The 23,238-nt window shown below is 62.4% G+C and carries 21 protein-coding genes and 3 pseudogenes; 6 read left to right on the top strand and 18 right to left on the bottom strand.

Translation table 11 applies throughout. The features are described 5' to 3' along the window. Positions 1 to 96 precede the first annotated feature (96 nt). Entirely contained in the window at positions 97 to 1,011 is a 915-nt protein-coding gene (locus ASF66_RS05280) for a LysR family transcriptional regulator (RefSeq protein WP_056843014.1), read from the top strand. 16 nt (positions 1,012 to 1,027) lie between these two features. Here the strand turns inward: ASF66_RS05280 and ASF66_RS05275 are convergent, their stop codons facing one another. The 8 genes from ASF66_RS05275 to ASF66_RS05240 form a co-directional block, all read right to left on the bottom strand. Further along, positions 1,028 to 1,855 (bottom strand): EamA family transporter, encoded by an 828-nt coding sequence (locus ASF66_RS05275; protein ID WP_056843013.1) that lies wholly within the window; start codon positions 1,853 to 1,855, stop codon positions 1,028 to 1,030. 144 nt (positions 1,856 to 1,999) lie between these two features. After that, positions 2,000 to 2,419: an organic hydroperoxide resistance protein gene (locus ASF66_RS05270; RefSeq protein ID WP_056843012.1), complete on the bottom strand. Its 420-nt coding sequence runs from the start codon at positions 2,417 to 2,419 to the stop codon at positions 2,000 to 2,002. Positions 2,420 to 2,574: 155 nt separating this feature from the next. Next, positions 2,575 to 3,063, bottom strand: coding sequence for a MarR family winged helix-turn-helix transcriptional regulator (locus ASF66_RS05265; protein ID WP_056843011.1), 489 nt, complete (start codon positions 3,061 to 3,063; stop codon positions 2,575 to 2,577). 96 nt (positions 3,064 to 3,159) lie between these two features. Beyond that, a complete protein-coding gene (locus ASF66_RS05260; protein ID WP_056843010.1) occupies positions 3,160 to 4,074 on the bottom strand; it encodes a LysR family transcriptional regulator in 915 nt (304 codons plus the stop codon). A gap of 34 nt (positions 4,075 to 4,108) precedes the next feature. Continuing rightward, positions 4,109 to 6,319, bottom strand: a complete 2,211-nt coding sequence (gene paoC, locus ASF66_RS05255; protein ID WP_056843009.1) for an aldehyde oxidoreductase molybdenum-binding subunit PaoC — start codon at positions 6,317 to 6,319, stop codon at positions 4,109 to 4,111. 56 nt (positions 6,320 to 6,375) lie between these two features. Next, the gene (locus ASF66_RS05250; RefSeq protein WP_056843008.1) at positions 6,376 to 7,326 is read right to left on the bottom strand and encodes an FAD binding domain-containing protein; all 951 of its coding nucleotides are present in this window, start codon (positions 7,324 to 7,326) and stop codon (positions 6,376 to 6,378) included. Beyond that, entirely contained in the window at positions 7,323 to 7,973 is a 651-nt protein-coding gene (gene paoA, locus ASF66_RS05245; RefSeq protein ID WP_082484573.1) for an aldehyde dehydrogenase iron-sulfur subunit PaoA, read from the bottom strand. The genes ASF66_RS05250 and paoA overlap by 4 nt, the downstream gene beginning before the upstream one ends. Before the next feature lie 265 nt (positions 7,974 to 8,238). Further along, entirely contained in the window at positions 8,239 to 8,862 is a 624-nt protein-coding gene (locus ASF66_RS05240; RefSeq protein WP_056843006.1) for a TetR/AcrR family transcriptional regulator, read from the bottom strand. Positions 8,863 to 8,977: 115 nt separating this feature from the next. On the opposite strand from ASF66_RS05240, the gene ASF66_RS05235 reads away from it, so the two are divergent. Continuing rightward, positions 8,978 to 10,183: an MFS transporter gene (locus tag ASF66_RS05235; protein ID WP_056843005.1), complete on the top strand. Its 1,206-nt coding sequence runs from the start codon at positions 8,978 to 8,980 to the stop codon at positions 10,181 to 10,183. A 64-nt stretch (positions 10,184 to 10,247) separates the two neighbouring features. Here the strand turns inward: ASF66_RS05235 and ASF66_RS05230 are convergent, their stop codons facing one another. Then, positions 10,248 to 11,102 carry an SDR family oxidoreductase gene (locus ASF66_RS05230; RefSeq protein ID WP_056843004.1) on the bottom strand — a complete coding sequence of 285 codons (855 nt, stop codon included), beginning with the start codon at positions 11,100 to 11,102 and terminating at the stop codon, positions 10,248 to 10,250. Positions 11,103 to 11,187: 85 nt separating this feature from the next. Between ASF66_RS05230 and ASF66_RS05225 the strand changes: the two genes are divergently transcribed. Beyond that, complete coding sequence (locus ASF66_RS05225) at positions 11,188 to 11,601, top strand: winged helix-turn-helix transcriptional regulator (RefSeq protein WP_056843003.1); 414 nt, start codon at positions 11,188 to 11,190, stop codon at positions 11,599 to 11,601. Positions 11,602 to 11,612: 11 nt separating this feature from the next. Here the strand turns inward: ASF66_RS05225 and ASF66_RS05220 are convergent, their stop codons facing one another. From ASF66_RS05220 to ASF66_RS05200, 6 genes and pseudogenes are all read right to left on the bottom strand, one after another. Continuing rightward, positions 11,613 to 11,942 carry an ArsR/SmtB family transcription factor gene (locus tag ASF66_RS05220; RefSeq protein WP_056843002.1) on the bottom strand — a complete coding sequence of 110 codons (330 nt, stop codon included), beginning with the start codon at positions 11,940 to 11,942 and terminating at the stop codon, positions 11,613 to 11,615. A 55-nt stretch (positions 11,943 to 11,997) separates the two neighbouring features. After that, positions 11,998 to 13,122, bottom strand: a complete 1,125-nt coding sequence (locus ASF66_RS05215) for an alkene reductase (protein WP_056843001.1) — start codon at positions 13,120 to 13,122, stop codon at positions 11,998 to 12,000. Positions 13,123 to 13,185: 63 nt separating this feature from the next. Continuing rightward, positions 13,186 to 13,659, bottom strand: a pseudogene (locus tag ASF66_RS23160) (methyl-accepting chemotaxis protein); the annotation flags it as partial. 114 nt (positions 13,660 to 13,773) lie between these two features. After that, positions 13,774 to 14,451: pseudogene (locus ASF66_RS23155) on the bottom strand (PAS domain-containing protein); the annotation flags it as partial. Positions 14,452 to 14,686: 235 nt separating this feature from the next. Continuing rightward, entirely contained in the window at positions 14,687 to 15,250 is a 564-nt protein-coding gene (locus ASF66_RS05205) for a TetR/AcrR family transcriptional regulator (protein WP_056842999.1), read from the bottom strand. A 130-nt stretch (positions 15,251 to 15,380) separates the two neighbouring features. Then, positions 15,381 to 16,082, bottom strand: coding sequence for a glutathione S-transferase family protein (locus tag ASF66_RS05200; RefSeq protein WP_056842998.1), 702 nt, complete (start codon positions 16,080 to 16,082; stop codon positions 15,381 to 15,383). A 469-nt stretch (positions 16,083 to 16,551) separates the two neighbouring features. On the opposite strand from ASF66_RS05200, the gene ASF66_RS05195 reads away from it, so the two are divergent. Continuing rightward, positions 16,552 to 17,028 (top strand): (R)-mandelonitrile lyase, encoded by a 477-nt coding sequence (locus ASF66_RS05195; protein WP_056842997.1) that lies wholly within the window; start codon positions 16,552 to 16,554, stop codon positions 17,026 to 17,028. A 183-nt stretch (positions 17,029 to 17,211) separates the two neighbouring features. Continuing rightward, a complete protein-coding gene (locus tag ASF66_RS05190) occupies positions 17,212 to 18,282 on the top strand; it encodes a diguanylate cyclase (protein ID WP_056842996.1) in 1,071 nt (356 codons plus the stop codon). 32 nt (positions 18,283 to 18,314) lie between these two features. On the opposite strand, the gene ASF66_RS05185 is transcribed toward ASF66_RS05190, so the two are convergent. From ASF66_RS05185 to ASF66_RS05175, 3 genes and pseudogenes are all read right to left on the bottom strand, one after another. Beyond that, the gene (locus tag ASF66_RS05185; protein ID WP_056843443.1) at positions 18,315 to 19,166 is read right to left on the bottom strand and encodes a shikimate dehydrogenase family protein; all 852 of its coding nucleotides are present in this window, start codon (positions 19,164 to 19,166) and stop codon (positions 18,315 to 18,317) included. A 54-nt stretch (positions 19,167 to 19,220) separates the two neighbouring features. Then, a pseudogene (locus tag ASF66_RS05180) lies at positions 19,221 to 20,768 on the bottom strand (UxaA family hydrolase). 145 nt (positions 20,769 to 20,913) lie between these two features. After that, positions 20,914 to 21,873 (bottom strand): LysR family transcriptional regulator, encoded by a 960-nt coding sequence (locus ASF66_RS05175; RefSeq protein ID WP_056842995.1) that lies wholly within the window; start codon positions 21,871 to 21,873, stop codon positions 20,914 to 20,916. Positions 21,874 to 21,995: 122 nt separating this feature from the next. Between ASF66_RS05175 and ASF66_RS05170 the strand changes: the two genes are divergently transcribed. Next, positions 21,996 to 23,174: a fumarylacetoacetate hydrolase family protein gene (locus ASF66_RS05170; RefSeq protein ID WP_056842994.1), complete on the top strand. Its 1,179-nt coding sequence runs from the start codon at positions 21,996 to 21,998 to the stop codon at positions 23,172 to 23,174. Positions 23,175 to 23,238 lie beyond the last annotated feature (64 nt).

Below are 23,238 nucleotides of genomic sequence, written 5' to 3'. Positions count from 1 at the left end.
GGAAACAGTAGAGGCTTGCCCCGGCGGGATAAACGAGCAAGTCTGACCAGGACTGTTTGCGTTTCCCAAACAATGGCTCCTGACAACGAGGTACCGATGGACCGTTTCGATGCCATGCAGGCCTTCGCGCGAGTGGTGGAGACGGGCAGTTTCACCCAGGCGGCGCACACCCTGCACATGAGCAAGACCACGGTGACCCAGCTGGTGCAGCAGCTCGAAGCGCGTCTGCGGGTGAAGCTGCTCAACCGCACCACGCGCCGGGTCAACGTCACCGCCGACGGCGCCGCCTACTACGACAGGGTGGTGCGTCTGCTGGCCGATCTGGACGACGCCGAGACCGGTCTGTCCAGTGCCGCCACCGTGCCGCGTGGCAGGCTGCGGGTCGACGTGCCCAGTCCCTTCGCCAGCCATGTGCTGATGCCGGCCCTGCCCGAGTTTCATCGCCGCTACCCGGATATCCAGATCGACATGGGCGTCAGCGACCGTATGGTCGACATCATCGGCGAGAACGTGGACTGTGTCGTGCGCGGTGGTGAACTGACCGATCAATCGCTGATGGCGCGCCGCCTGGGCGACCTGCAACTGGGGGTCTATGCAGCGCCCGGCTATTTGCGCCGACTCGGCACGCCCCAGCATCCCGGCGATCTGGAAGCGTCCGATCACCGCGTGATCGGCTTTCTCTGGGCGCGGACGGGCAGGGCGCTGGCCTACACCCTGCAGCGTGACGGCGAGCGCGTGACCGTACGCGGCCAAGCGGTGCTTTCGGTCGACGACGGCAATGCCTATCTGGCTGCCGGGCTGGCCGGCATGGGTGTCTTGTGGCTGCCGGAGTACATGGCCAGCGCACCCGTGGCGCGCGGCGAGCTCGTTGCGTTGTTCCAGGACTGGCAACTGGAGTCCATGCCGATGTACATCGCCTATCCGCCCAATCGACACATCAGCTTGAAACTTCGGGTGTTCATCGAGTGGGTGGTGGAACTGTTGCCGTTCCAAGGAGCGGCGAGCGGGTGATACCAAGCCTGGGCGGTCAACCGATGATGATGGTGCCTGCGGCGATGATCGTACACGCCAGCACCTTGCGCACGGTCAGGCTTTCGCCCAGGAAGAACCAGCCGATCAAGGCTGCGAACAGCACGCTGGTCTCGCGCAGCGCCGAGACCATGCCCATGGGCGCATCGGTCATCGCCTGGATGACGATGCCGTAGGCCAGCAGCGACACCAGGCCACCGGCGGCAGCCGTCGCCATTCCGGGACGATAGGCAAACAGGCTGCGCGCTCCGCGCCGACCGATATACACCATCGGCATCAGCACCCCCCACAGCACACACATCCACACGGTATAGGCCATGGGGGCGCCGGACAGGCGCGCACCGATGCCGTCGGTGACGCTGTAGGCCGCGATGAACGCGCCGGTGCCCAGGGCGTACGGCAAGCTGGGAACGGCCAGTTTGCCCTTGCTGAAGGCCAGCAGAATGATCCCTCCCGAGACCAGGCAGATGCCGGCCAAGGCACTGGCCTGGATGTGCTCGCCGGCGAATATCGCTGCACCCAGCGCGATCAGGATCGGCGACGAGCCGCGGGCAACCGGATAGGTCTGCCCGAGGTCGCCCATCCGGTAGCTGCGCACCAGAAACAGGTTGTAGCCCACGTGCAGCACGCCCGAGAGCACGGCATAGGGCCAGCTTGCCTGGGCGGGGACAGGCATGAACAAGGCCAGCACGATGCAGGTCGCGGCCACGGCCAGGCACATGACGGTCATCGACCACAGCCGATCCGCGCCACCGCGCAGCAGGGCGTTCCAACCGGCATGCAACAGGGCGGCGAATAATACGAGGGAGACAGTGGAGATGGGCATTGCGGCATTCTAGGCCAGCAAGCAGGAGGCAGGACAGCGAAGTTTGCTTGTCGTCGATATCACATCAGTAGCGTGTAAGGAGGCCCCACAGTTCAGGCGAACTGCGGGGCCAGCCATTGCGATCAGAGCGATCGCAGGGGTGCATCAGACAGTGACGTGCAGACGAACGTCGACGTTGCCGCGGGTAGCATTGGAGTACGGGCAGACCTGGTGGGCCGCTTCGACCAGCGCTTCGGCGTCGGCCTGTTCCAGACCTGGCAGGTGGATGTGCAGATCGATGTCCAGACCGAAACCGCCGGGGATCTGGCCGATGCCCACTTTGGCCGTGATCGAGGTGTCGGCCGGCACGCTGCGCTTGGTCTGGCCGGCGACGAATTTCAGGGCGCCGATGAAGCAGGCCGAGTAGCCAGCCGCGAACAGCTGCTCCGGGTTGGTCGCTGCACCGCCGGCACCGCCCAGTTCTTTCGGCGTTGCCAGTGCCACGTCGAGGATCTTGTCACTGGAGACAGCACGGCCATCACGGCCACCGGTGGCAGTTGCGGTTGCGGTATAGAGAACGTTCATGGATTTATCTCTTCAGGACAGGATTGAGGTGCCGCCAGCTTTACCTGTGCGGGCTGGGCAGCTAGAATTAATTTATCGCGCTAATGCTTAGTTCGCAAGATAATATTTCGAAGTTTTTCATGCGCGTCGACAACGCTCTGATTCGCCTGGATTTTTTACTGATCTGGCGGAGTCAGGCTCGTCTGAAGCTGGCTGCGAAGTGTCAGAAGCTCCCCTTGCAGGGCTTCCAGTTTCTGCTGCGCGATGCCGCACGCCGCCAGAATGCAGGCCGGGATGTTCTCGGCTTTCTGGCGAAGCGCCTTGCCGGCGTCGGTCAGCACAAGCCGGACGACCCGTTCATCGTCCCTGCTGCGGGTGCGCATGATCAAGCCTTCGGCTTCAAGCCGTTTAAGCAGGGGCGTCATCGAGCCCGGATCGGTGAGCAGCCTGGCGCTGAGGTCCGACACGGTCAGCCCGTCCTCCTCCCATAGCACCAGCATGGCCAGGTACTGAGGATAGGTCAGGTGGAGGGCCTGAAGCAGCGGTTTGTACACCTTGGTCATCATCAGCGACGTGGAGTGCAGGGAAAAGCACAGCTGGTTGGCCAGCAACAGGTGGCTGCGCTCTGCGACGGGTGCAATGGGACGGCTGTCGTCGACGCTCATGGAATCATCCTGAACTGCAAATGAGCCTAAGTTAGCGTCGATATATTTAGCGCGCAATCAGATCGTATTCCGCCCGGTCACCCGACGATCCTGGCGTCAAGGCAGCGGTCCCATGGGCTCCAGCTCCCGGATCAGATCGATCAGCAGCCGGAGGCCGACGGGCACCTGTCGAAAGCTCGAGTAGTAGATGTGGAAGCCGGGATCGGTGTGGGCCCAGTCCTTCAGGACCTCCTGCACGGTACCGTCCTCGATGTACCGGGCGATGACACGTTCAGGTACGTACATCAGACCGGCTCCGCGGGTCACCAATGCAACGCCGACGCGGGTTTCGTCGATGGTGATCGCGCCGGGTACCTGCACCTCGAGTTTCTGGCCGTCCTTGACGAACTCCCAGTCATACAATCGCGCATTGCCGAGGCGGATCTTCAGGCACCGATGCTCTTTCAACTGCTCGGGATGGGTGGGCACACCGAAACGCTCAAGATAGCCGGGTGTGCCCACCACGCTCCAGCGCACGTCCGGGGACAGTCGCTGCGCGATCATGTCGCTGGGCACCGTGCCGCCGAAACGAATACCTGCGTCGTGGCCCTCGCCAATCACATCGATCATCCGGTTGGTAACGGTCAGGTCCACTTCGATGTCGGGATAGCGCTCCACGAACACCGGCAGGACAGGGCCAAGCAGTAATTTCGCGCCATCGCTGAGGACGTTCAAACGAATGCGACCCGCGGGCTCGTCGCGCAACCGGTTGAGGGTCTCCAGGGCGTTGCTGATGTCGGTCAGTGGGTGGCTGACCAGCCCCTGCAGCTCTTCCCCGGCAGCGGTAAGGGTCACGCTGCGGGTGGTGCGATTGAGCAGGCGAACGCCCAGGCGTGCCTCCAGGCCTTTCATGGCATGGCTGAGCGCCGAAGCGCTGATGCCGACCTCAACGCTCGCGCGGCTGAAGCTCTGGTGCTTGGCAATGGCCAGGAAATAGATGATGTCAGCCAGGTTCGCACGACTCAGTTGCATGGATCACTCGCTAGCGGAGCACTTGAAAGGGCAATCATACAGAAGCGGGTAACTGATCGATGAGCTTGTCCAGGGTGATCGGATAATCCCGAACCCGCACCCCAGTGGCGTTGTAGATGGCATTGGCAATGGCGGCGGCCGCACCGGAGATGCCCAGCTCACCCACCCCCTTGGCTTTCAACGGCGTTGCGTACGGGTCGACTTCATCGAGAAAGATGACCTCCTGATGGGGAATGTCGGCGTGCACGGGGACCTCGTAACCCGCCAGGTCGTGATTCACGAAGAAACCCAGGCGGCGATCCACCACCATGTCCTCCATCAAGGCGGCGCCGGCGCCCATGGTCATGCCGCCGATGATCTGGCTTCGTGCCGTTTTCGGATTCAAGATACGGCCGGCGGCGCACACCGCCAGTTGGCGGCGGATGCGAATCTCGCCGGTGGCTGCATTCACCCCGACCTCGACGAAGTGCGCACCGAACGTCTGCTGGGAGAAGCGTTTGGCCAGATCGCCATATTCCATCAGATCCTCAGCCTCGATATCGCCGTGCGCCGCAGCGCTGGCCAGCGCAAAGCTGGCGTCGGCGTCGCGCACCTGGCCGTCGACGAACTCGGCCGTCACCGGGTCCAGGCCGAGTTTCTGCGCAACGGCTTCGCGCAGCTTCACACAGGCGGCATAGACACCCGCGGTGGAGGAGGCCGCCCCCCATTGGCCGCCTGACCCGGCAGACTCGGGGAATCGCGAGTCACCGAGACGGACCTCGACGTGATCGATATCCACGCCCATCATTTCAGCGGCGGTCTGGGCAATGATGGTGTACGTGCCGGTGCCGATGTCCGTCATGTCGGTTTCCACGGTGACCCGGCCTTGCCGGTCGACTCGTACGCGAGCGGCGGATTTACTCGTCGGCGCGCCCCGGATGGCTGAGGCCACCCCCATGCCGATGAACCAGCCGTCGTCCAGGACCTGAGCCGGCGCCGGGCGCCGTCTGCTCCATCCGAAGCGCTCGGCGCCGAGGGTCAGGCACTCGATCAATTGACGCTTGGAAAAGGGTCGGGTGGGTTGTTCGGGATCGACCTGCGTATCGTTCATGACCCGAAACCGGACAGGGTCCATGTTCAGCTTGGCGGCCATTTCATCCATGGCGATTTCCAGCGCCATCATGCCCGGCGCCTCACCGGGCGCGCGCATGGCGTTGCCCTCGGCCAGATCCAGGACGGCCAGTTTCAGGCGCGTCAGACGATTCGCACCTGCGTACAGCGAGCGGGTCGCCGCCGTCGCCGGTTCGGTACGGCCTCCGCGTAGATTGCCCGACCAGCTCTCGTGACCTATGGCAGTGATGCTGCCATTGCTGTCCGTACCGAGGCGTATACGCTGCAGGGTGGCCGGGCGGTGGGTCAGATTGTTGAACATCAGCGGCCGGGGCAGGGCGACCTTGACCGGGCGCCGCGCCTCTCTGGCCGCGAGCGACGCCAGCACCGCGTCGCACAGGATCGTACCTTTGCCGCCGAAACCGCCGCCGATGTAGGGCGAGATCAAATGGACCTGCTCCTTGGCGATGCCGAGTGTCTTGGCCAAGTCGCGAACGCCCCAGTTCATCTGCTGGATCGAGGTCCAGAGGGTCAGCTGATCGCCTTGCCATTGAGCGATGGTGGCATGGGGTTCCATCATGGCGTGAGCTTGATCCGGGGTGCTGTAGGTTTCGTCGAGTTGCACCGCCGCGCGTTGGAACGCGCCGTCGAAATCGCCGACGTCGGTTTGCGCGGGGGGACCGAAGGCGGCGGGCGGCGGCGTTTGCGCCGCGTCTTTCTGGGCTTTCAGGTCGAACTGTCCAGCCTCCCGAACGTAATAGATGCGCAGCAGTGCAGACGCCGCGCGAGCCTGTTCGAAGGTTTCGGCCACCACGATGGCCACGGCCTGGTGATAGTGATCCACCTGGGGGCCGCCCAGCGCCCGGCTGACATAGAACTCGCCCTTGTCCAGCTTGCCGGCATTTTCATGAGTGACGATAGTGATCACGCCCGATGCCAGCCTGGCTTGCTCCGAGTCGATCGACGAGATGCGCCCCTTGCTGATCGCCGCCCCGACCACATAACCATAGGCAGGATGGGTGACCGCCGCATTCTGCTCATAGGCGTAGGTGGCAGTGCCGGTGGTCTTGAGCTTGCCATCGATGCGGTCTTTGGGCTGGCCGATGACATTGAGCTGATCGATCGGATTGGTCGTCGCGGGCGTATCGAATTTCATGGGCAATCTTCCTGTTCGGTTCGCCGGTCGGCTAGCGCGACATGCAATGGGCGGCGTTACGACGACGCTTGAGCCAGTGCCAGACCCAGCGTGCGCTCGGCGAGTTTCACCTTGAATGCGTTTTGCGCCGTGGGGCGGGCGTCGCCGAGCAGGCGGGCGCTCACTGCGGCCGCGCCTTGAGGCAGCAAAGCGTCTGCGGCGACGTCGTGCCACGGCTTGTAGGCGACGCCTCCGAGCACGATCCGTCCCGTTCGATCCGGCTGCACCACTGCCGCCACCGAGACCAGGGCAAAGGCGTACGAGGCGCGGTCACGGACCTTGTAGTAGATGTGTCTGCCGCCTGCCGGTTTGGGCAGGATGACCGCCGTGATCAATTCGCCCGGGGTCAAGGTGTACTCCAGGTGAGGCGTATCGCCGGGCGCCTTGTAGAGCTGCGCGAGCGGAAACGTGCGGGTCTGGCCGCTGGCGTTCAGGGTTTCGACAGCGGCATCCAGTGCCTGCATGGCCACCGCCATGTCGCTGGGATGGCTGGCGATGCAGGCATCGCTGACACCGATCACGGCCTGCTGACGGCTCATGCCGCCCAGCGCTGAGCAACCGGTACCGGGACGGCGTTTGTTGCAGGGCTGGTTGGTGTCGTAGAAGTAAGAGCAGCGCGTTCGCTGCAGCAGATTGCCCGCCGTGGTCGCCTTGTTCCGCAGCTGCCCGGATGCGCCCGACACCAGGGCCCTGGACAGCACGGCATAGTCGCGCCTGACTTCGGGCGCGGCAGCCAGGTCGGTGTTGCGCACCAGCGCGCCGATGCGCAAACCACCCTCGCGCGTGGCCTCGAGGGTATCGAAGGCCAGGCCGTTGACGTCGATCAGGTGCTGTGGGGTTTCGATCTCCAGCTTCATCAAATCCAGCAGATTGGTGCCCCCGGCAATGAAGCGCGCTGCGGGGTTGGCCGCTGCTGCCGCGACGGCGTGCTCGGGCGACGTCGCACGTTCGTAGGTAAATGACCTCATGCGGTTTCCCCCGTGGCAACCTCGGCAATGGCATCGATGATGTTGGAGTAGGCGCCGCAGCGGCAGATGTTGCCGCTCATGCGTTCACGCAGTTCGGCTGGGGTCTGCACCACCGGCGCGATCAGGTCCTGGGTGACGTGACTGGGAATGCCGGCCTTCAATTCGGCCAGCACCGCCACCGCCGAGCAGATCTGTCCAGGCGTGCAGTAGCCGCATTGATAGCCGTCATGCTTGATGAAGGCGGCCTGCATCGGGTGCAGACGCTCCGGCGTGCCCAGGCCTTCGATGGTGGTGATGCTGTCGCCTTCATGCATGACCGCCAGGCTCAGGCATGCATTGATCCGGCGTCCCTCCACCAACACGGTGCAGGCGCCGCATTGGCCATGGTCGCAGCCTTTCTTGGTCCCGGTGAGTTTCAGGCGCTCGCGCAACACATCCAGCAACGTGGTTCGGTTGTCCACCTCAAGGGTCTGCCGGCGACCGTTCAACGTGAAGGTCACAGAAGAGCTAGCCGGTGCGTGCGGGGCCGTCTTGCCCGGCTCGACGGCGTTCACGGGCGCAGCCGAGAGGGCCATCGACACGGCCGAGCCTGCCGTTCCCACCAATACCTGTCGGCGAGACAGCCTGAGGCCGTCTTTGGGCTGCAGATGATCCAAATCACTCTCTCCTTCAGCAATGCCCGTCGGCACGAACAACAATGACCCACGCAAAGGACACGTCGGATTGAGGCAGGTGAATCCAGCAGCTGCTGAAGCAGATCCCCTACACCCTTCAAGGTTAAGGCATCAGGCGAGTGACGATAACGTCGATGGGCGGGATGAAGCAGTGAATGGCGCTCAGTAATGGCGTGGAGAGAAAATCACAGAGGCTGACGTTCATCGCACCGCTATCCGAGGCTGACCCGAACAGCGATCAGGCAGTGTGACCTGTGCTCAGGCTGTCCCACAGTCCCATCATTTGATCGACGGCTGCGTCTAGGGTGGCCGCCGTCACACCGTCGCGAGCCAGGGTCGACAAACCCAGCAGAAAGCTGTCGAACGCGGTGGCAAGCACTTCAGGGATCACGGTTTTCGGGAGTTCACCGGTGTTGATTCCGCGCTCGACGCAGGTGCGCAGGCCGGCCCGATTGGCATTTCTCGCGTTCACCAACGGATTGGAGATGATTTTGCTCTCGGCCGAACAGGCGCTCATCAGACCCAGCGCGACCAGACATCCGGTTGGGTGACCGGCCTCGGACTGCATGCTGGCCGAGCGGCGCAGGGTCAGTTCGATGGCCGTCCTGGGAGGCAGGGCGGGATCGAACAGACTTTCCGTGACGCGGCCGTGGGTGCCGAGATAGCGCTCGACAACCTCATGGAACAGCGCCTGCTTGGAGCCGAAGGCGGCGTAGAAACTGGGCGCGGTGATACCCCCGCCAATGCTGGCCTTGAGCTGGCTGAGCGAGGTGGCGTCGTAGCCATGCTCCCAGAACAGGTGCATCGCCTGAGTGATTGCCTCATCGCGGTCGAACGTACGAGGGCGTCCCATCTGAGCCATGTCGTATCTCCTTCGGTGGCACATAGATACTAAACGATACATAAATGGTTGACCACGACGAGCAGCTTCTTTAGATTTATACCGATCGATATATAAATCCATAGGAGCACACCGGATGACCACGGATGAAACACAACGCGACACACTCCCGCTCGGCGCTTTACTGGCACTGGCGATGACCGGTTTCATCTGCATCGTCACCGAGACGCTGCCCGCTGGTCTGCTCCCGCAGATCGGCAGCGGCCTGGGCATTTCGCCCTCGTTGGCCGGTCAGATGGTGACCGTCTATGCCTTGGGATCGTTGCTGGCGGCCATCCCGTTGACCATCGCGACGCAGAGTTGGCGGCGCAGAACCGTCCTGCTGCTGACGATCGCAGGATTTCTGCTGTTCAATTCCATCACGGCCTGGTCGTCCCATTACGTACTGACCTTGGTCGCCAGGTTCTTTGCGGGTGTGTCGGCGGGTCTGGCCTGGAGCTTGATTGCCGGGTATGCGCGACGCATGGTCGTGCCGCAATTGCAGGGCCGGGCGCTGGCCGTGGCGATGATAGGCACGCCGATTGCCCTGTCGCTGGGCGTGCCCCTGGGTACCTGGCTGGGCGGTTTCATGGGCTGGCGCATGGCGTTTGCGTTGATGTCCGTCTTGACGCTAGTGCTGATCGGCTGGGTGCTGGTCAAGGTGCCTGACTATCCAGGGCAGTCCTCGACCCAGCGGCTGGCGTTGCACGAGGTCTTTTTCACCCCCGGGGTGCGGCCGGTGCTGGGCGTGGTGTTCACCTGGATGCTGGCGCACAACATCCTCTACACCTACATCGCACCTTTCGTAGCCAAGGCGGGACTGGCCAACGATGTCGATCTGGTCCTGCTGGCCTTCGGCATCGCCGCGCTGGCGGGGATCTGGGTGACGGGGCGTCTGGTCGATCGTCATCTGCGCACAGCGGTCCTGTTCAGTCTGGCCAGCTTTGCCGCCGTTGCGGTATTCCTCGGCCTGTTCATGACCTCGGCGATCGCGATTTATCTGGGCGTGGCGATCTGGGGGCTGACGTTTGGCGGCGCCGCCACCCTGTTGCAGACGGCACTGGCCGACTCCGCGGGCCGGGGCGCCGATGTGGCCCTGTCGATGAATGTCGTGGTCTGGAACAGCGCGATCGCAGGTGGTGGGTTACTCGGGGGCGTCTTGCTGGGCCATTGGGGCGTGGGTACGTTTCCCTGGGTGTTGCTGGCCTTGACGCTCATCGGCCTGGGCATTGCCTACCAGGCGCGAGTGCATGGATTTGCTGGGGGAGGTCGGGTTTCCGCGCAAGTGGTCAGCGGTCACTGAAGGTAGGCGGGCAGGGGCGCTGCCTCAGGCTCGCCCTTGCCCCTGCCGATCCCTGAAGCGTTGATCAGTGTTTCAGGGCGGCGCTGACCGACTGGGCAATCGGTGTCGTCGGGTGACCCAGCAGTTGGCTCAACTGCCGGCTGTTGTCGTACAGGTCACCTTTGGCTGCGCCGGCGTCCGAGTCGGCCAGCATCGCCGCTAATTCGACAGGCAGGCCGACACTGACCAGCGCCTCTTGGTACTGCGCTTGCGGCAGGTCGTTGTAGACGACGGCCTTACCTGACTGTTGCGCCACTTCGGCAGCCAGCTCGGCCAGGGTGTAGCTGTCGTCGCCGGCCAGTTCGTAGACCTTGCCGGCCTGGTCGTCGCGGGTCAGCACCGCCGCTGCGGCCTCGGCGTAGTCGGCACGGGCTGCCGAGGAAATTCGACCATCCCTCGCGCTGCCCAGAATCGCGCCGTGTTCGACAGCCGGTGCAATGCCGGCAGTGTAATTCTCGTTGTACCAACCATTGCGCAGGATGACGTGGGGCAGGCCAGACTCGGCCAGTGCCTGTTCGGTGTCACGATGCTCCGACGCCAGGCCGAGCGCCGATGTGTCGGCATGCAGCAGGCTGGTGTAGGCCAGCAATTTCACGCCTGCGGACCGGGCGGCTTCGATGACGGCGCGGTGCTGTGCACGGCGTTGCCCGACTTCACTGGATGAGATCAGCAACAGACGCTCCACGCCTGTCAGCGCGCTGTGCAAGGTTTCGGGTTCGTTGTAGTCCGCTGCCCGCACGTCGATGCCTTTGGCGGCCAGGTCACGCGCCTTGGCCGGGTCACGCACCAACGCGATCAGGGCTGCGGGTTTCTGATTTTTCAGCAATGCATCGATGACCAAGCGGCCCAGTTGGCCCGTTGCACCGGTAATGGCGATCATGAAAGCACCTCGATTCTCGTTGAAGAAAATCCGATGCTAGAATACAAGCTTACGAAAAGTAAGTACGTACGAAAAGGTAAGTGCCATGTCTCATGCTGAAAGCGATTCGCACCGGTTTGCCGAGAAGCTGCGTCGCGGCGAAGTGTTGCAGGCGGACTGTCCTTCGCGGGAGATCCTCCAGCACATGACCAGTCGCTGGGGCGTGCTGGTGCTGGTGGTGCTGCTGGGAGGCACCCATCGCTTCAGCGAGCTGCGGCGCAAGATCGGCGGCGTCAGCGAGAAGATGCTCGCGCAGACGCTGCAACGGCTCGAAGGCGACGGACTGGTGCAGCGTCTGGCGCTGCCGGTGGTACCACCGTACGTCGAGTACAGCCTGACGCCGCTGGGCACTCAGGCCGCTACGAAGCTGGAAACGGTGGTGGATTGGATCGAGGACAACCTGCCCCAGATCATGGATTTCAAAAGAGGGCGCGAAGCGCAGGACCAGAACTCGGCATGACGGAGCGTGCGCTATCGATCCGCGATGTCGACTTCCAGATCGGTCAGCAACCCGGCCATCGCCGCCGTGATCTGCTCCTCGTTGCGTTTGTAGTAGGTCCATTTGCCCACTTTGATGGCTTCGACGAAACCTTGGTCGAGCAAGGCTTTGAGGCAGATGGAGGTGGCCGGCTGCGACAGCCCGGCCTTGTCCTGAATCAGGCTGGCACAGACGCCGTGCACACTGAAATCGTACAGCTGGCTGTAGCCTGCGAACGATCGATGAGGATCCTTGAGCCAGGTCAGGACGGCTCGCCGCGTAGGGCTGGATAGAACTTTCAATGCCTCGTTCAACGCCGTCATGTGGATGCCTGACCCTGTGGATGGGCGAGGGTGAACCCGCCCGGAAGCATTTATTTTAAGGGGTCATGAGCGGATAGTCGATGTAACCCCGTTCTCCACCGCCATAAAGCGTTGCGTGGTCGACCGGATTAAGGGGTGCGCCGTGCGCGAAGCGCTTCGGCAAATCCGGGTTGGCGATGAACGTGCGCCCGAATCCGAACAGATCGCCATGACCGTCAGCGAGCACCCGTTCGGCTTTCTCCCGGGTGTAGCAGCCGGAATACATGATCGGATTGTCGAAGGTCTCGCGCAGTGCCTGGCGGAAGCTCACAGGCAACTCCGGAGCGTTGTCCCAGTCGGCTTCGGCAATGGACAGGTAACCGATCCCCAGCGAATTCAACATGGCCGCCGCCTGAACGTAGGTGGCATGAGGATCGCTTTCCACCAGGCCCAGGTAGACACGGGCCTCCTCGGTGGTTTCGAAAAGCGGCGCGAAACGCACGCCGACACGCTCGCGGCCGAACACGGAGATCACCGCTTCGGTCACTTCACGCAGAAAACGCAGACGGTTTTCCAGAGAGCCGCCGTATTCGTCGGTGCGCTGGTTGGTGTGTTCGGACAGGAACTGATTGAGCAGGTAACCGTTGGCCGAATGCAGTTCGACGCCGTCGAAGCCTGCTTCCTTCGCGTTCACGGCGGCCACGCGGTACAACTCCACCAGCGCTTTGACCTCTGCCGTGGACAGTGCGCGAGGCAGGCTGGGGTCTGCCAGCTCGCCCGTTTCAGGACCGGTCTCGATGAACACTTTCACCGCCGTTGCTGTAATGGCGGAGGGCGCGACGGGTGGCTGGTTGTCAGGTTGCAGGCTGTTATGGGACACGCGCCCGACGTGCCAGAGCTGGCAGAAGATCACACCGCCTTCTTCATGAACGGCGCGGGTCACCTGTTGCCAGCCGGCAATCTGCTCCTGGCTGTAGATGCCAGGCGTCCAGGCATAACCCTGGCCGCGTGGTTCTATCTGCGTGCCTTCGGTGATCATGAACCCTGCACTGGCGCGCTGCCGGTAATAGGTGCTCATCAAGGCATTGGGGACGTCGCCCGGCTGGCTGCTCCGGGACCGCGTCAGAGGAGGGAGGGCAATGCGGTTCTTGAGCGTCAGGCCACCGAGTGGGAGAGGGGTGAACAAGCTGGCGTCGGTCATGGTGATTCCGTAGGGCTACTGAAAGTGGCCATACATTAACACATTCGAATGTGTTTATGTGAATCAGCCCATCCAGCCAACTGCCGTCTTTGGAATCACCTCCGATTCATCCAGTTTGGACGCGAACATGCTGACCGCCTCCACGGCATCACTGGTACCGGTGCGGATCTGCAGAATGACCAGGCCGGCCTGTTCCGCCAGCAAGACACCGCGTTGCGCGCCTTCGTGGGTGGAGTTGATGCTGGTCACCGCATCCCGGGTCTCGGCCAGAATCTTGCCGATCATCTCGGCGATCTCGCTGGTCGACCGACTGGTGCGCCCCGCCAGTTGCCTGACTTCGTCGGCCACCACGGCAAAGCCGCGACCCTGGTCGCCAGCGCGCGCCGCTTCGATGGCCGCGTTGAGGGCCAGCAGGTTGGTCTGATCAGCGATGCTGCGGATGGTGTTGACGATCGCGGTGATCTGCTCCGAGCGATCACCCAGTTGGCCCACGAGGCGCGCAGAGGACTCGATATGGTCGGCAATCAGGCGCATTTCCACCGCTGTTTGCTGAATGACTTCTGCGCCCTGCTCGGCGACTTTCTCGGTTTCGGCCGAGATATGGTAGGCGCGTGACGCGCTGCGCGAGTCTTCCTCGAACTTCTCCACACGCTCGGTGATGTCGCTGGCGAACTTGACGATTTTGGTCAGCGTGCCATCCGCATCGAAGACGGGGTTGTAGGTCGCTTCAAGCCACAGCGTCCTTCCGTGCTTGCCGATGCGCTTGAACTGCCCGCTGAAAAACTCACCGGAATTGAGCCGCTTCCAGAACTCGCTGTATTCGCTACTGGCGACCAGATCCGGTTCGCAGAACATTCGGTGATGTTTTCCTTTCAGGTCAGCCTGGGCATAGCCCATGGTGTTCAGGAAGTTCTGATTGGCCTGAAGAATATTACCTTTGAGGTCGAACTCGATGACCGCCATTGCCCGATCCAGCGCGTTGAGCTTGCTGTTGGCCTCGGCATCCTGCAGCACCTTTTGCGTGACATCCAGTGCGAACTTGACGACCTTGCAGACTTTTCCCTGCTCATCCAGCACCGGGCTGTAACTGGCTTCCAGCCACACTTTTCGCCCGTCGGCACCGACCCGCTGGAAAGTGCCGGACACGAACTCTCCGGCTCGAAGACGGCCCCAGAACTCGTTATACGCCGAGCTGCGAACCAACGCGGTCGGACAAAGATCCGAATGCGCCACGCCGAGAATCTGCTCGGCGCGATAGCCCATGATCCTCAAGAAGTTATCGTTGGCACGAATGACTTTGCCATCCAGACCCAACTCGACGATTGCCATCGAGCGGTCCAGAGCATTCACCAATCCTTGGTGTTTGATGATTTCAGCGTCCTGGGATTGCAACTTACGTTTCAGCGCTGAATTGAACACGTTGTTACCCTCGGATTGGATGTATCCCTCTTCAAGGGGTATCGACCGCTCATCGCAAAGCTCAATCAACGTTTAGTAAATAGTTGGCAAAGCCGATGAGTAACCACTTTTATTTCCGCAGCGTGGAGTTGAGTCGATAGCGGCGTCACGCCGGCAACGGCCCATAGGCTCGATAGGATTCGATCAGCGTGTCGTACAACGAGATGTCCGCCCGGCTTCGGGCGATGAGTTGTGCACCGGCCACGGCCGAAAAAATGGCCCGTGCCCGCGCGTCGCTGTCGCATGCTTCGCATACCTGTGCAGCGACTAGCTGACGGCTCAGCCAGGCAATGTTGACCTGGGCAAACGCCTGGATCTCCTCGGCCATGGCAGGGGGAAGATTATCGGTTTCGGCCCCTACGAAGCTGCCCAGGCACAGCCGGTTATCCGCCTCGAGCGAGCGCCGAAAGATCTCCGGGAAGCGTTGCAGTGCCTGCAGAGGGTTCGGGGTTTGCTCGCAGATGACTTCAAGTGCCGCCGCTCCGTCTTCCCAGTACCGTCGAGCCACGGCAATGCCCAGGTCGGCCTTGCTGGGGAAGTGGTAATAGATGCTGGCCGGCTTGATGCCCACGGCGCTGGCCAAATCGCGGTAATTCAGGCCGTTGTAGCCCTGTGACTGGGCAATGTTGCGGGCAGCCAGAAGTATGGCCTCGCGGGCGTTGATGCTCATTGTCGTGCCTTGTGTGCGTCGGACGTGTTCTCGGGGAAGCCGGTCATCTTAAAACAAAAGGGACCGGCATGACTCACACCGCGACCGCCATGGGTTGGCGGTCGCGGTTATCGATACCCCTTGCGGCACCTCACGCAGCAGGCGAGTCCAGCTCCGGGATGCCGCTGCTGCGATCCGCGTAGGCCGCCTTGAAGGCCGGGCGTTGCTGCCAGCGCTGCCAGTAGGCGTCCAGGTGTTCGAAACGCTCGTCGAGCGGGGTGGCGTTGACCGGGAACTTGGAGAAAGCGATGGCAGTGGCCAAGGTGATATCGGCGAACGTGGGCTCGGCGCCGCCCAGTAGCCATTCACGGCCATCGGCCAGATGACGGTTTACCAGGGCCGCATGGGCCAGCGCTTCTTTGCGGCAATGCTCGCCCCATGCTTCGTTCTTGGTCAGTTCGAGTTTGAACCCCAGACCGGTGTGCAACACATGGAACGCGGTGACGATGCGATAGAGGATGTGCACCCAGATGCGGTTGTCCCACATAGTGTCCAGACCCTGTTCCAGCGCGCTGTCGCCCATGATCTTGCGGCCTGGATAAGTCTGGTCCAGATAACGCGCGATGGCCGCCGTTTCGGCCAGGTAGCTGCCATCGGCCAGTTGCAGCGTCGGCGTTTCGCCCCACGGGTTCATGTTCAGGTGGCGCCAGCCGCGCTGCTGCCCACCCGGGGCCATGTCATAGATAACCTCGTCAAACTGATCGGCGATGCCCTTCTCATGCATGAACAACCGCAGCCGTTGCGGATTGGGGAAGGCGGAAGGGGAGGTAAAGAGCTGCGGTTTGGTGGTCATGGGCGGGTCCTGAAGAGAAAACGTTCTTACCTAACGTGTGTTAGGTAGGTGAAACATAGCCCTTCACATATAGACCGTCAATAGATGACCTAACAGTTGTCAGTCTGTACCGCTGCCTTGAGCCTCAGTCCCGAGTCAGCTCGGCGCCACAGCGGGGCTTCGGCGCTATTTTTCTGAAAACGCTACAGGTGATACGGCACCTGCACGCCTTGTTCTGTCTTGGGAAAATTCTTGGTATTACGAGTGACCAGGGTGGCGTTGCTGAAGGTGGTACGACGTAACCACCTGTTGCGGCCGAAGCCTGCAACCTCGCTTATCGATTAACGCGAGAAAGGCGAGCAGCCCATGGGCGTCTTCTCGCCGCATTGATGAGCCCCGTTCACTTATGCATGCAGCTTGCGACGACTAATCGAACGGGCAGGTAACCGGTAGATTGGAAGCCCTTGCACGAACCCCAAAAGGACGCTTGATGAAAACACTCGCGATCGCCGCGCTCTCATTGTCCTTGTCAGCTTTCGAAAGTGAAGGAGCTCAGCCCATGAATATCACCGTCACGCCCGCAGGTTCCCAGCCGTCCGCCGTCGGACCCGTCGAATACTTTACCGGGAAGGTACGCGTCGATGCGCCGTTCAAAGGCACCGACGGCGCGCGCATCGGCGGCGCCACCGTGACCTTTGAGCCGGGTGCGCGGACTGCCTGGCACACCCATCCACTGGGGCAGACGCTGATCGTGACCGCAGGCGCCGGCTACGTGCAGCAGGAGGGTCAGGTTCGGCAATCGATTCGTCCCGGCGACACGGTCTGGATTCCTCCCCAGGTCAAGCATTGGCACGGCGCAACGCCGGATACCGGCATGAGCCACATTGCCATTGCCGAGGCGCTGGACGGCAATGTCGTGGAGTGGCTGGAGCAGGTCACCGACGAGGACTACGGAAAGGCGCAGTGAAGGTGCGGTCCGGCGTTCGTCGCCAACCTGTTTGTATCTACCGAATGGCTGCTGACTGCATGCCCGGCTTGCTATAAAATCGATGCCAAAGTGCCATCCCGCCTGACCTGAAGTTCCTGGCGGATCACCGGCACTGCCAAGCTCTGATAGGGCACCTCGATTGCAGCGCCGGAGAGCCTTGGAATGCCACTCAGTCGTCGTGAGTTGGGAGAAACGTTTGCACGCCGCATCTACGGGCCCCGTTCCATTGGCTGCCTGTTGAGTGCAACGTTCATCGGTACGGTGCTGGGGGTCGACCCCGACACGCCGATGTGGGCGTGGGCCGCAATGCTGACCAACCTCATGGTCTGGCCGACCCTTGCCTACCTCCTCGCACGCAGAGCCGCAGATCCGTTCTCGGTCGAGCTGCGCAGCCTCGCGCTGGATGGCCTGTTCGCCGGCGGCTGGGCGGGGCTGATGGCGCTGAACCTGCTGCCATCCGTGCTGCTGCTGTCCATGGTCGCCATGAACGCGATGGCAGCGGGCGGATGGCGCCTGTTGCGGATCACTGTCGGGTTGCAGGGGGTGGGACTGCTTCTGGCCTTGGGCTTAAGGGGCTTCGAGTTGTCGTTGGCGACCAGCGCGCTGCAGCAACTGGCCTGCCTGCCGATGCTGATCATCTATCCGCTGATCGTGGCCCGCGCCAGCTACGACGTTTCAGTGCAACTGGCGGTGCACAAGAAAGCCTTCAAGCTCATCAGCAAGCTGGACGGCATGACCCGCCTGCTGCACCACGCTTCGTGGATGGAAAAGCTGGTGGAGATCTTTCCTCGATGCCGACGAGGTGAGGTCATCGCGATGGTGGCGTTGATAGACATCGACAACTTCAAGCGAATCAACGACGAGCACGGCCATCTGATGGGCGACGCGATCATCGGCCGCCTGGCCAATCTGCTGCGCTCGGGACTGGGCGCATCGGCTGCACCTGGGCGCTATGGCGGCGATGAATTCTGTCTGCTGCTGTTCGATATGAGCCTGGGTGAAGCCACTCAGCGGTTGGACGACATCCGCAGAAAATTTTCCGAGTGGGTCGACGCAACCGTGCCGCTCGATGTGACGCTCAGTATCGGGCTGGTGCCTTACTCTCACCAATACGCCAGCGAGCGTGACTGGATCAAGGCCACGGACGATGCGCTGTACCGGGCCAAACGCAGCGGCAAGAATCGACTGTGTGTGCAGCATGCTGAAGCTGCCGGGCCAACCGCCGATGCATGACGGCGTCAACCTGCTTCACCGCTGTGCTGCCGTTAGCCTGACCGAGCGCAACGCTCTTGAGGCAAGCCTCCAGGTTCGCTACCCGCCTGTTGATCGAATCCCAGGAAGCGCAGCACCAAGAGTGCCTGGCCGCGATGCAGATAGCCGCCGTCCTGGGTACTGCAGCCTCTGTCGCGGGCCGCTCGGCAAAGGGGTGTCGAGTGCGGCGAGTTGATGATGTCGACGACCAGCATGTCGGGCTCGAGCCGTTCCGGGTCGACGGGCAGGGGGTCGTCTGCGCCCATGCCCAGAGGGGTTGCGTTGATCACGATATGGTGACCGCGCGGATCAGGTGGGCCCACACGTGTGGCGCAGCCCGTTTCTGCCGCCACGGACTCGGCCAGGCTCCGAGCTCGCTGCTCGTCGGCATCGCACACCGTGAGTGACCGGGCGCCCGCGCCTGCGACAGCGAAGGCAATCGCGCGGCCGGCGCCGCCCGCGCCCACCAACAGCACGCTCTTGCCCGCAGGCTCGTGACCTTCCTGTTGCATGCCCAGAACACAGCCCAGGCTGTCGAACACCGCACCGACCCAGCGTCCATCGCTTTCGCATCGGACCACGTTGATCGCACCCACCTGGCGAGCCGTTGGGTGAAGCTCGTCGACCAGGGCCAACATGCTTTGCTTGTGTGGCATGGTGACCAGCAGGCCTGCCAGGTTGTTCAAGGCTCTGGCGCCGATCACGAAGTTGGACAAGCCATCGGGCGTTACCTCAAACGGAATGCAGACCGCGTCTTCGCCCTGGTCCATGAACACGGGATTGAGCAGCTGTGGGGATTTGGCAGCGGCCAACCGATGGCCGACCAATCCGTAGAGTCGAGTGGAGCCTTTGATGTGTGTGGCCATGATTGCCCAATGTCCGGTGATGATAGGCGCGGTGTCGAAAGCGTTGCTGCACACTCAGGTCACGGCATCGATCTGCCACGGCACGAACTCGTTCTGCCCGTACCCGTGTTGCTCGCTCATGCTGCGCTCGCCTGACGCAATACGCAGCATCGCGTCGAATATCGCCGCGCCGCAGGCTTCGATGGTCTGTTTGTCTTCGGCGATCTCGCCGCAATTGATGTCCATGTCCTCGCGCTGTCGAGCCCACAGGGCGCTGTTGGTCGCCAGCTTGATCGAGGGGGCGGGCGCACATCCATAGGCCGATCCGCGGCCCGTGGTAAAGGCGATCAGGTTGGCCCCGCCGGCCACTTGCCCTGTGGCGGACACCGGGTCGTAGCCAGGGGTGTCCATGAACACCAGGCCATGGGCCGTCACGGTTTGCGCGTATTCGTAGACATCGGTCAGGTTGCTCGAGCCGGCCTTCGCCACCGCGCCCAGCGACTTCTCAAGAATGGTGGTCAAGCCGCCTGCCTTGTTGCCCGCCGAGGGGTTGTTGTTCAACTCGGCGCCCATGCGCGCGCAGTAATGCTCCCACCAGTGGATTCGCGCGATCAGCTTTTCGCCCACCTCGCGGCTGACGGCTCGACGGGTGAGCAGGTGCTCGGCGCCGTAGATTTCCGGCGTTTCGGAAAGACTCGCGGTGCCCCCGCAGGCCACCAGCCGATCCACCGCATTGCCCAGCGCGGGATTGGCCGTGATGCCCGAGTAGCCATCCGAACCGCCGCACTGCAGCCCCACGGTGAGGTGCTGCACGCCGACCGGCTCGCGTCGGACCCGATTGGCTTCGCCCAGCAGTGCCTGGACCTGGGCGATTCCCTTGGCAATCGATTTGGAGGTGCCCCCAGTATCCTGAATGCTGAATGTGCGCAGGGTGTCACTGCGCGAGAGGCCTTGAGTGCTGAGCAAGGCGTCGATCTGGTTGGTCTCGCAGCCCAGGCCGATGACCAGGACGGCTGCGAAGTTAGGATGGGTCGCGTAGCCGGCGAGCGTCCGCCGCAGCAGGCTCAGGCCATCGCCCTAGGCATCGACCGCACAACCGGCCGAGTGGGTCAGTGCCACGACGCCGTCCACGTTCGGATAGGCCTGCAGGGCGGCAGGGTTGATGTCCCTGCGGAAATGGTCGGCGATGGCGCGGGCCACCGTGGCCGAGCGATTCACCGACGTGAGAATGCCGATGAAGTTGCGCGTCGCCACGCGTCCGTCGCGGCGTACGATGCCCATGAAGGTGGGAATCCGGGCCGGCGTCGACGCAGCCCGTACATCGACACCGAATGCATAATCACGCGAGAACTCACCCATGGCCAGGTTGTGTACATGGACGTGATCGCCGGGTTCGATGGCGGCGATGGCGAAACCGATGATCTGCCCATAGCGCTTCACCGGTTGACCGGCTTCGATACGGCGGCAGGCAACCTTGTGGCCCGGAACGATCGATTGCCGAACGGTGATGCCCTCCTGCTCGAGTACTTCGCCTTCCAGCAAGGGTCGTCTGGCGATCAACACATCGTCCAGGGCATTCAAGCGCAGCACGGGGGCGGCGCCGGTTTTCATGATCAGGTCCATTGCATCCTCACGGGCTGCGGGGTGATGCGCGGTCGCCAGTGCGCGCCGCATTCTTGTGCCGGCACTATAGGATTCGGCGCAAAGGCTGCCCAATGAGAGCTTTCGATTGCTCGATAACTTTGTCTCATGGCAGGGTTCGACGCGCTCATCCATCGCCGGTGGCAGCGCGCCTCTGGCTGGCGAACCAGAGCAGTGTATCGATGAAGCTCTGCGTCGGTTCCGATACCTGCTCGTCCTTTCGGGTGATGACACCGTAATCCTGGGACTCGACGCTGAAGGGCGTCCTGAGCACTCGCAACTGTCCGCTCTGCACGTGCGACTGGACCATCGACTCCGGCAGCATGGCCAGCATCGGGCCGGACTGGAGCAGCTGCAGGAAGGTCTGCATCGAAATGGTTTCCACCGTATTGGTGGGCGACGCGATGTCGAACAGCCGGAAGGCACGCTCCATGCGCCTGCGAATGGGGGTATTGAACGGGTACATGACCCATGGCCACTCGCTCAGCGCTGCGCAGGGTACTTCGTCGAGCTGGCAGAGCGGATGGGCGTGGTTGGCGACCAGGCAAAGCGGCTCGGGCCCCAGCGGGACGAATTCGAACGACTGGCAATCGTCGTGGGTGAAGCGCGCGATGATCAGGTCGAGTTTTTTCTGCTCCAGCATCTCCAGCAACTGATTGCTGGTTTGCTCGATCACCTCGATGGCCAGCAGCGGACGTTTGCGTTTGATGCAGGCGATGGCCTCGGGCAGCACGACCGAGGTGGCTGCGAAGATGGTGCCGATCTTCAAGTGGCCATGGCCGCCTTTGCGCAGCTTGTTGACCTGGTCCACGAATGACTCCGTGTCTTCCAGGGTGACGCGTGCGTAGCGGGCGACGAATACGCCCAGTTCGGTCAGCACCAGATTGCGGGTCTGTCGCTCGAACAGTGGAAATCCCAACAGCTCTTCCAGGTCTCGCAGCAGTTTGCTGATGGCGGGCTGCGTGACATTCATCTGTTGCGCAGTGGTGTGCATGTTCCGGGTCTTGGCCAGGCTGTTGACCAGAACCAAGTGCTTAATCTTCAGCCACCGTGTGACGCTGGAAAACGTGATGTGGTCGCTGTGCATGTCGGTGAGCCCCTGCGCGTCGATAACGAAACAGCATTGATGGGTGAGATTGAGTCATTGGGATTTTCGAAGCCCGTCCAGCACTTTCAAGGCTCCGATAGCCGACTGAAATGGAACCTGCGATGGGACTTTCGAAACTGACGCGCCAGAACACACTGCCGGTGGATGGCGTAGCCGGCACATTGATTGGCCGCGCCTGGGTCCCAGGTGCTATCGCAGGACCTTCGCCGATCGTGATTCGACCTGAGGGCGTATTCGATCTTTCCGACAGCTTTTCCACGATGAGCGACCTGTTGGAGCACCGCTCGCCGGTGTCGGCGGTTCGTCTGACGCCGGGCCGGTACATCGGCACGGTCGAGGCGTTGCTGGCCAATACCGGCAGCCACATTAGCCCGGATGCGCCGTCGCTGCTGCCGCCGGCCGATTTCCAGGTGATCAAGGCGGCGGGTGTGACCTTCGCATCCAGCATGATCGAGCGCGTGATCGAGGAGCAGGCGCGTGGTGACGCAGGCAAGGCCGAAAGCGTGAGGCGCCTGGTTCAGGAAGCGATAGGCGACAACCTGCGCGCCATCGAGCCCGGCTCGCCTGCGGCGATGCGTCTGAAAGCCGTGCTCATCGAGCAGGGGATGTGGTCGCAGTATCTGGAAGTGGGGATCGGTCCGGATGCGGAGATCTTCACCAAGGCCCCGGTGATGGCTGCAGTCGGCAGTGGCAGCGAAATCGGCATCCATCGCAAATCCGAATGGAACAATCCGGAACCGGAGATCGTGCTCGCGGTGAACAGCCAAGGCGTCGTGCATGGCGTGACCTTGGGCAACGACGTCAACCTGCGGGATTTCGAGGGCCGCAGTGCACTGCTGTTGAGCAAGGCCAAAGACAACAATGCGTCCTGCGCCATCGGTCCTTTCATTCGGTTGTTCGACGAGACCTTCAGCCTCGAGGACGTGCGCAACTGTGTGGTCGATCTGCACGTTCAGGGTGAGGACGGATTCACCCTGCAAGGCAGCAGCTCCATGGCGTTGATCAGCCGGGATCCACTGGAACTCGTGGCCCAGACGCTGAACGGTGAACATCAATACCCCGATGGCTTCATGCTGTTTCTAGGCACCCTCTTTGCGCCCACCCAGGATCGTGAAGCCCCAGGCAGCGGCTTCACCCACAAGCAGGGTGACGAGGTGAGCATCGGCAGCGCGCTGCTGGGCAGCCTGCGCAATACGGTGACCTACAGCCATGAAGCGGCGCCATGGACCTATGGCCTGAGGGCACTGATGCATAACCTCGCGGCACGCGGCTTGCTGTAGGCAAGGTCGGATTCTCTGGTACATGCATGGAATATCCGCAGCGGTTTGACTTATCCAACGGGGA

It is taken from the genome of Pseudomonas sp. Leaf129 (assembly GCF_001423465.1).
Taxonomy (GTDB): domain Bacteria; phylum Pseudomonadota; class Gammaproteobacteria; order Pseudomonadales; family Pseudomonadaceae; genus Aquipseudomonas; species Aquipseudomonas coleopterorum.
This window is presented reverse-complemented; position numbering and strand designations above follow the sequence as displayed.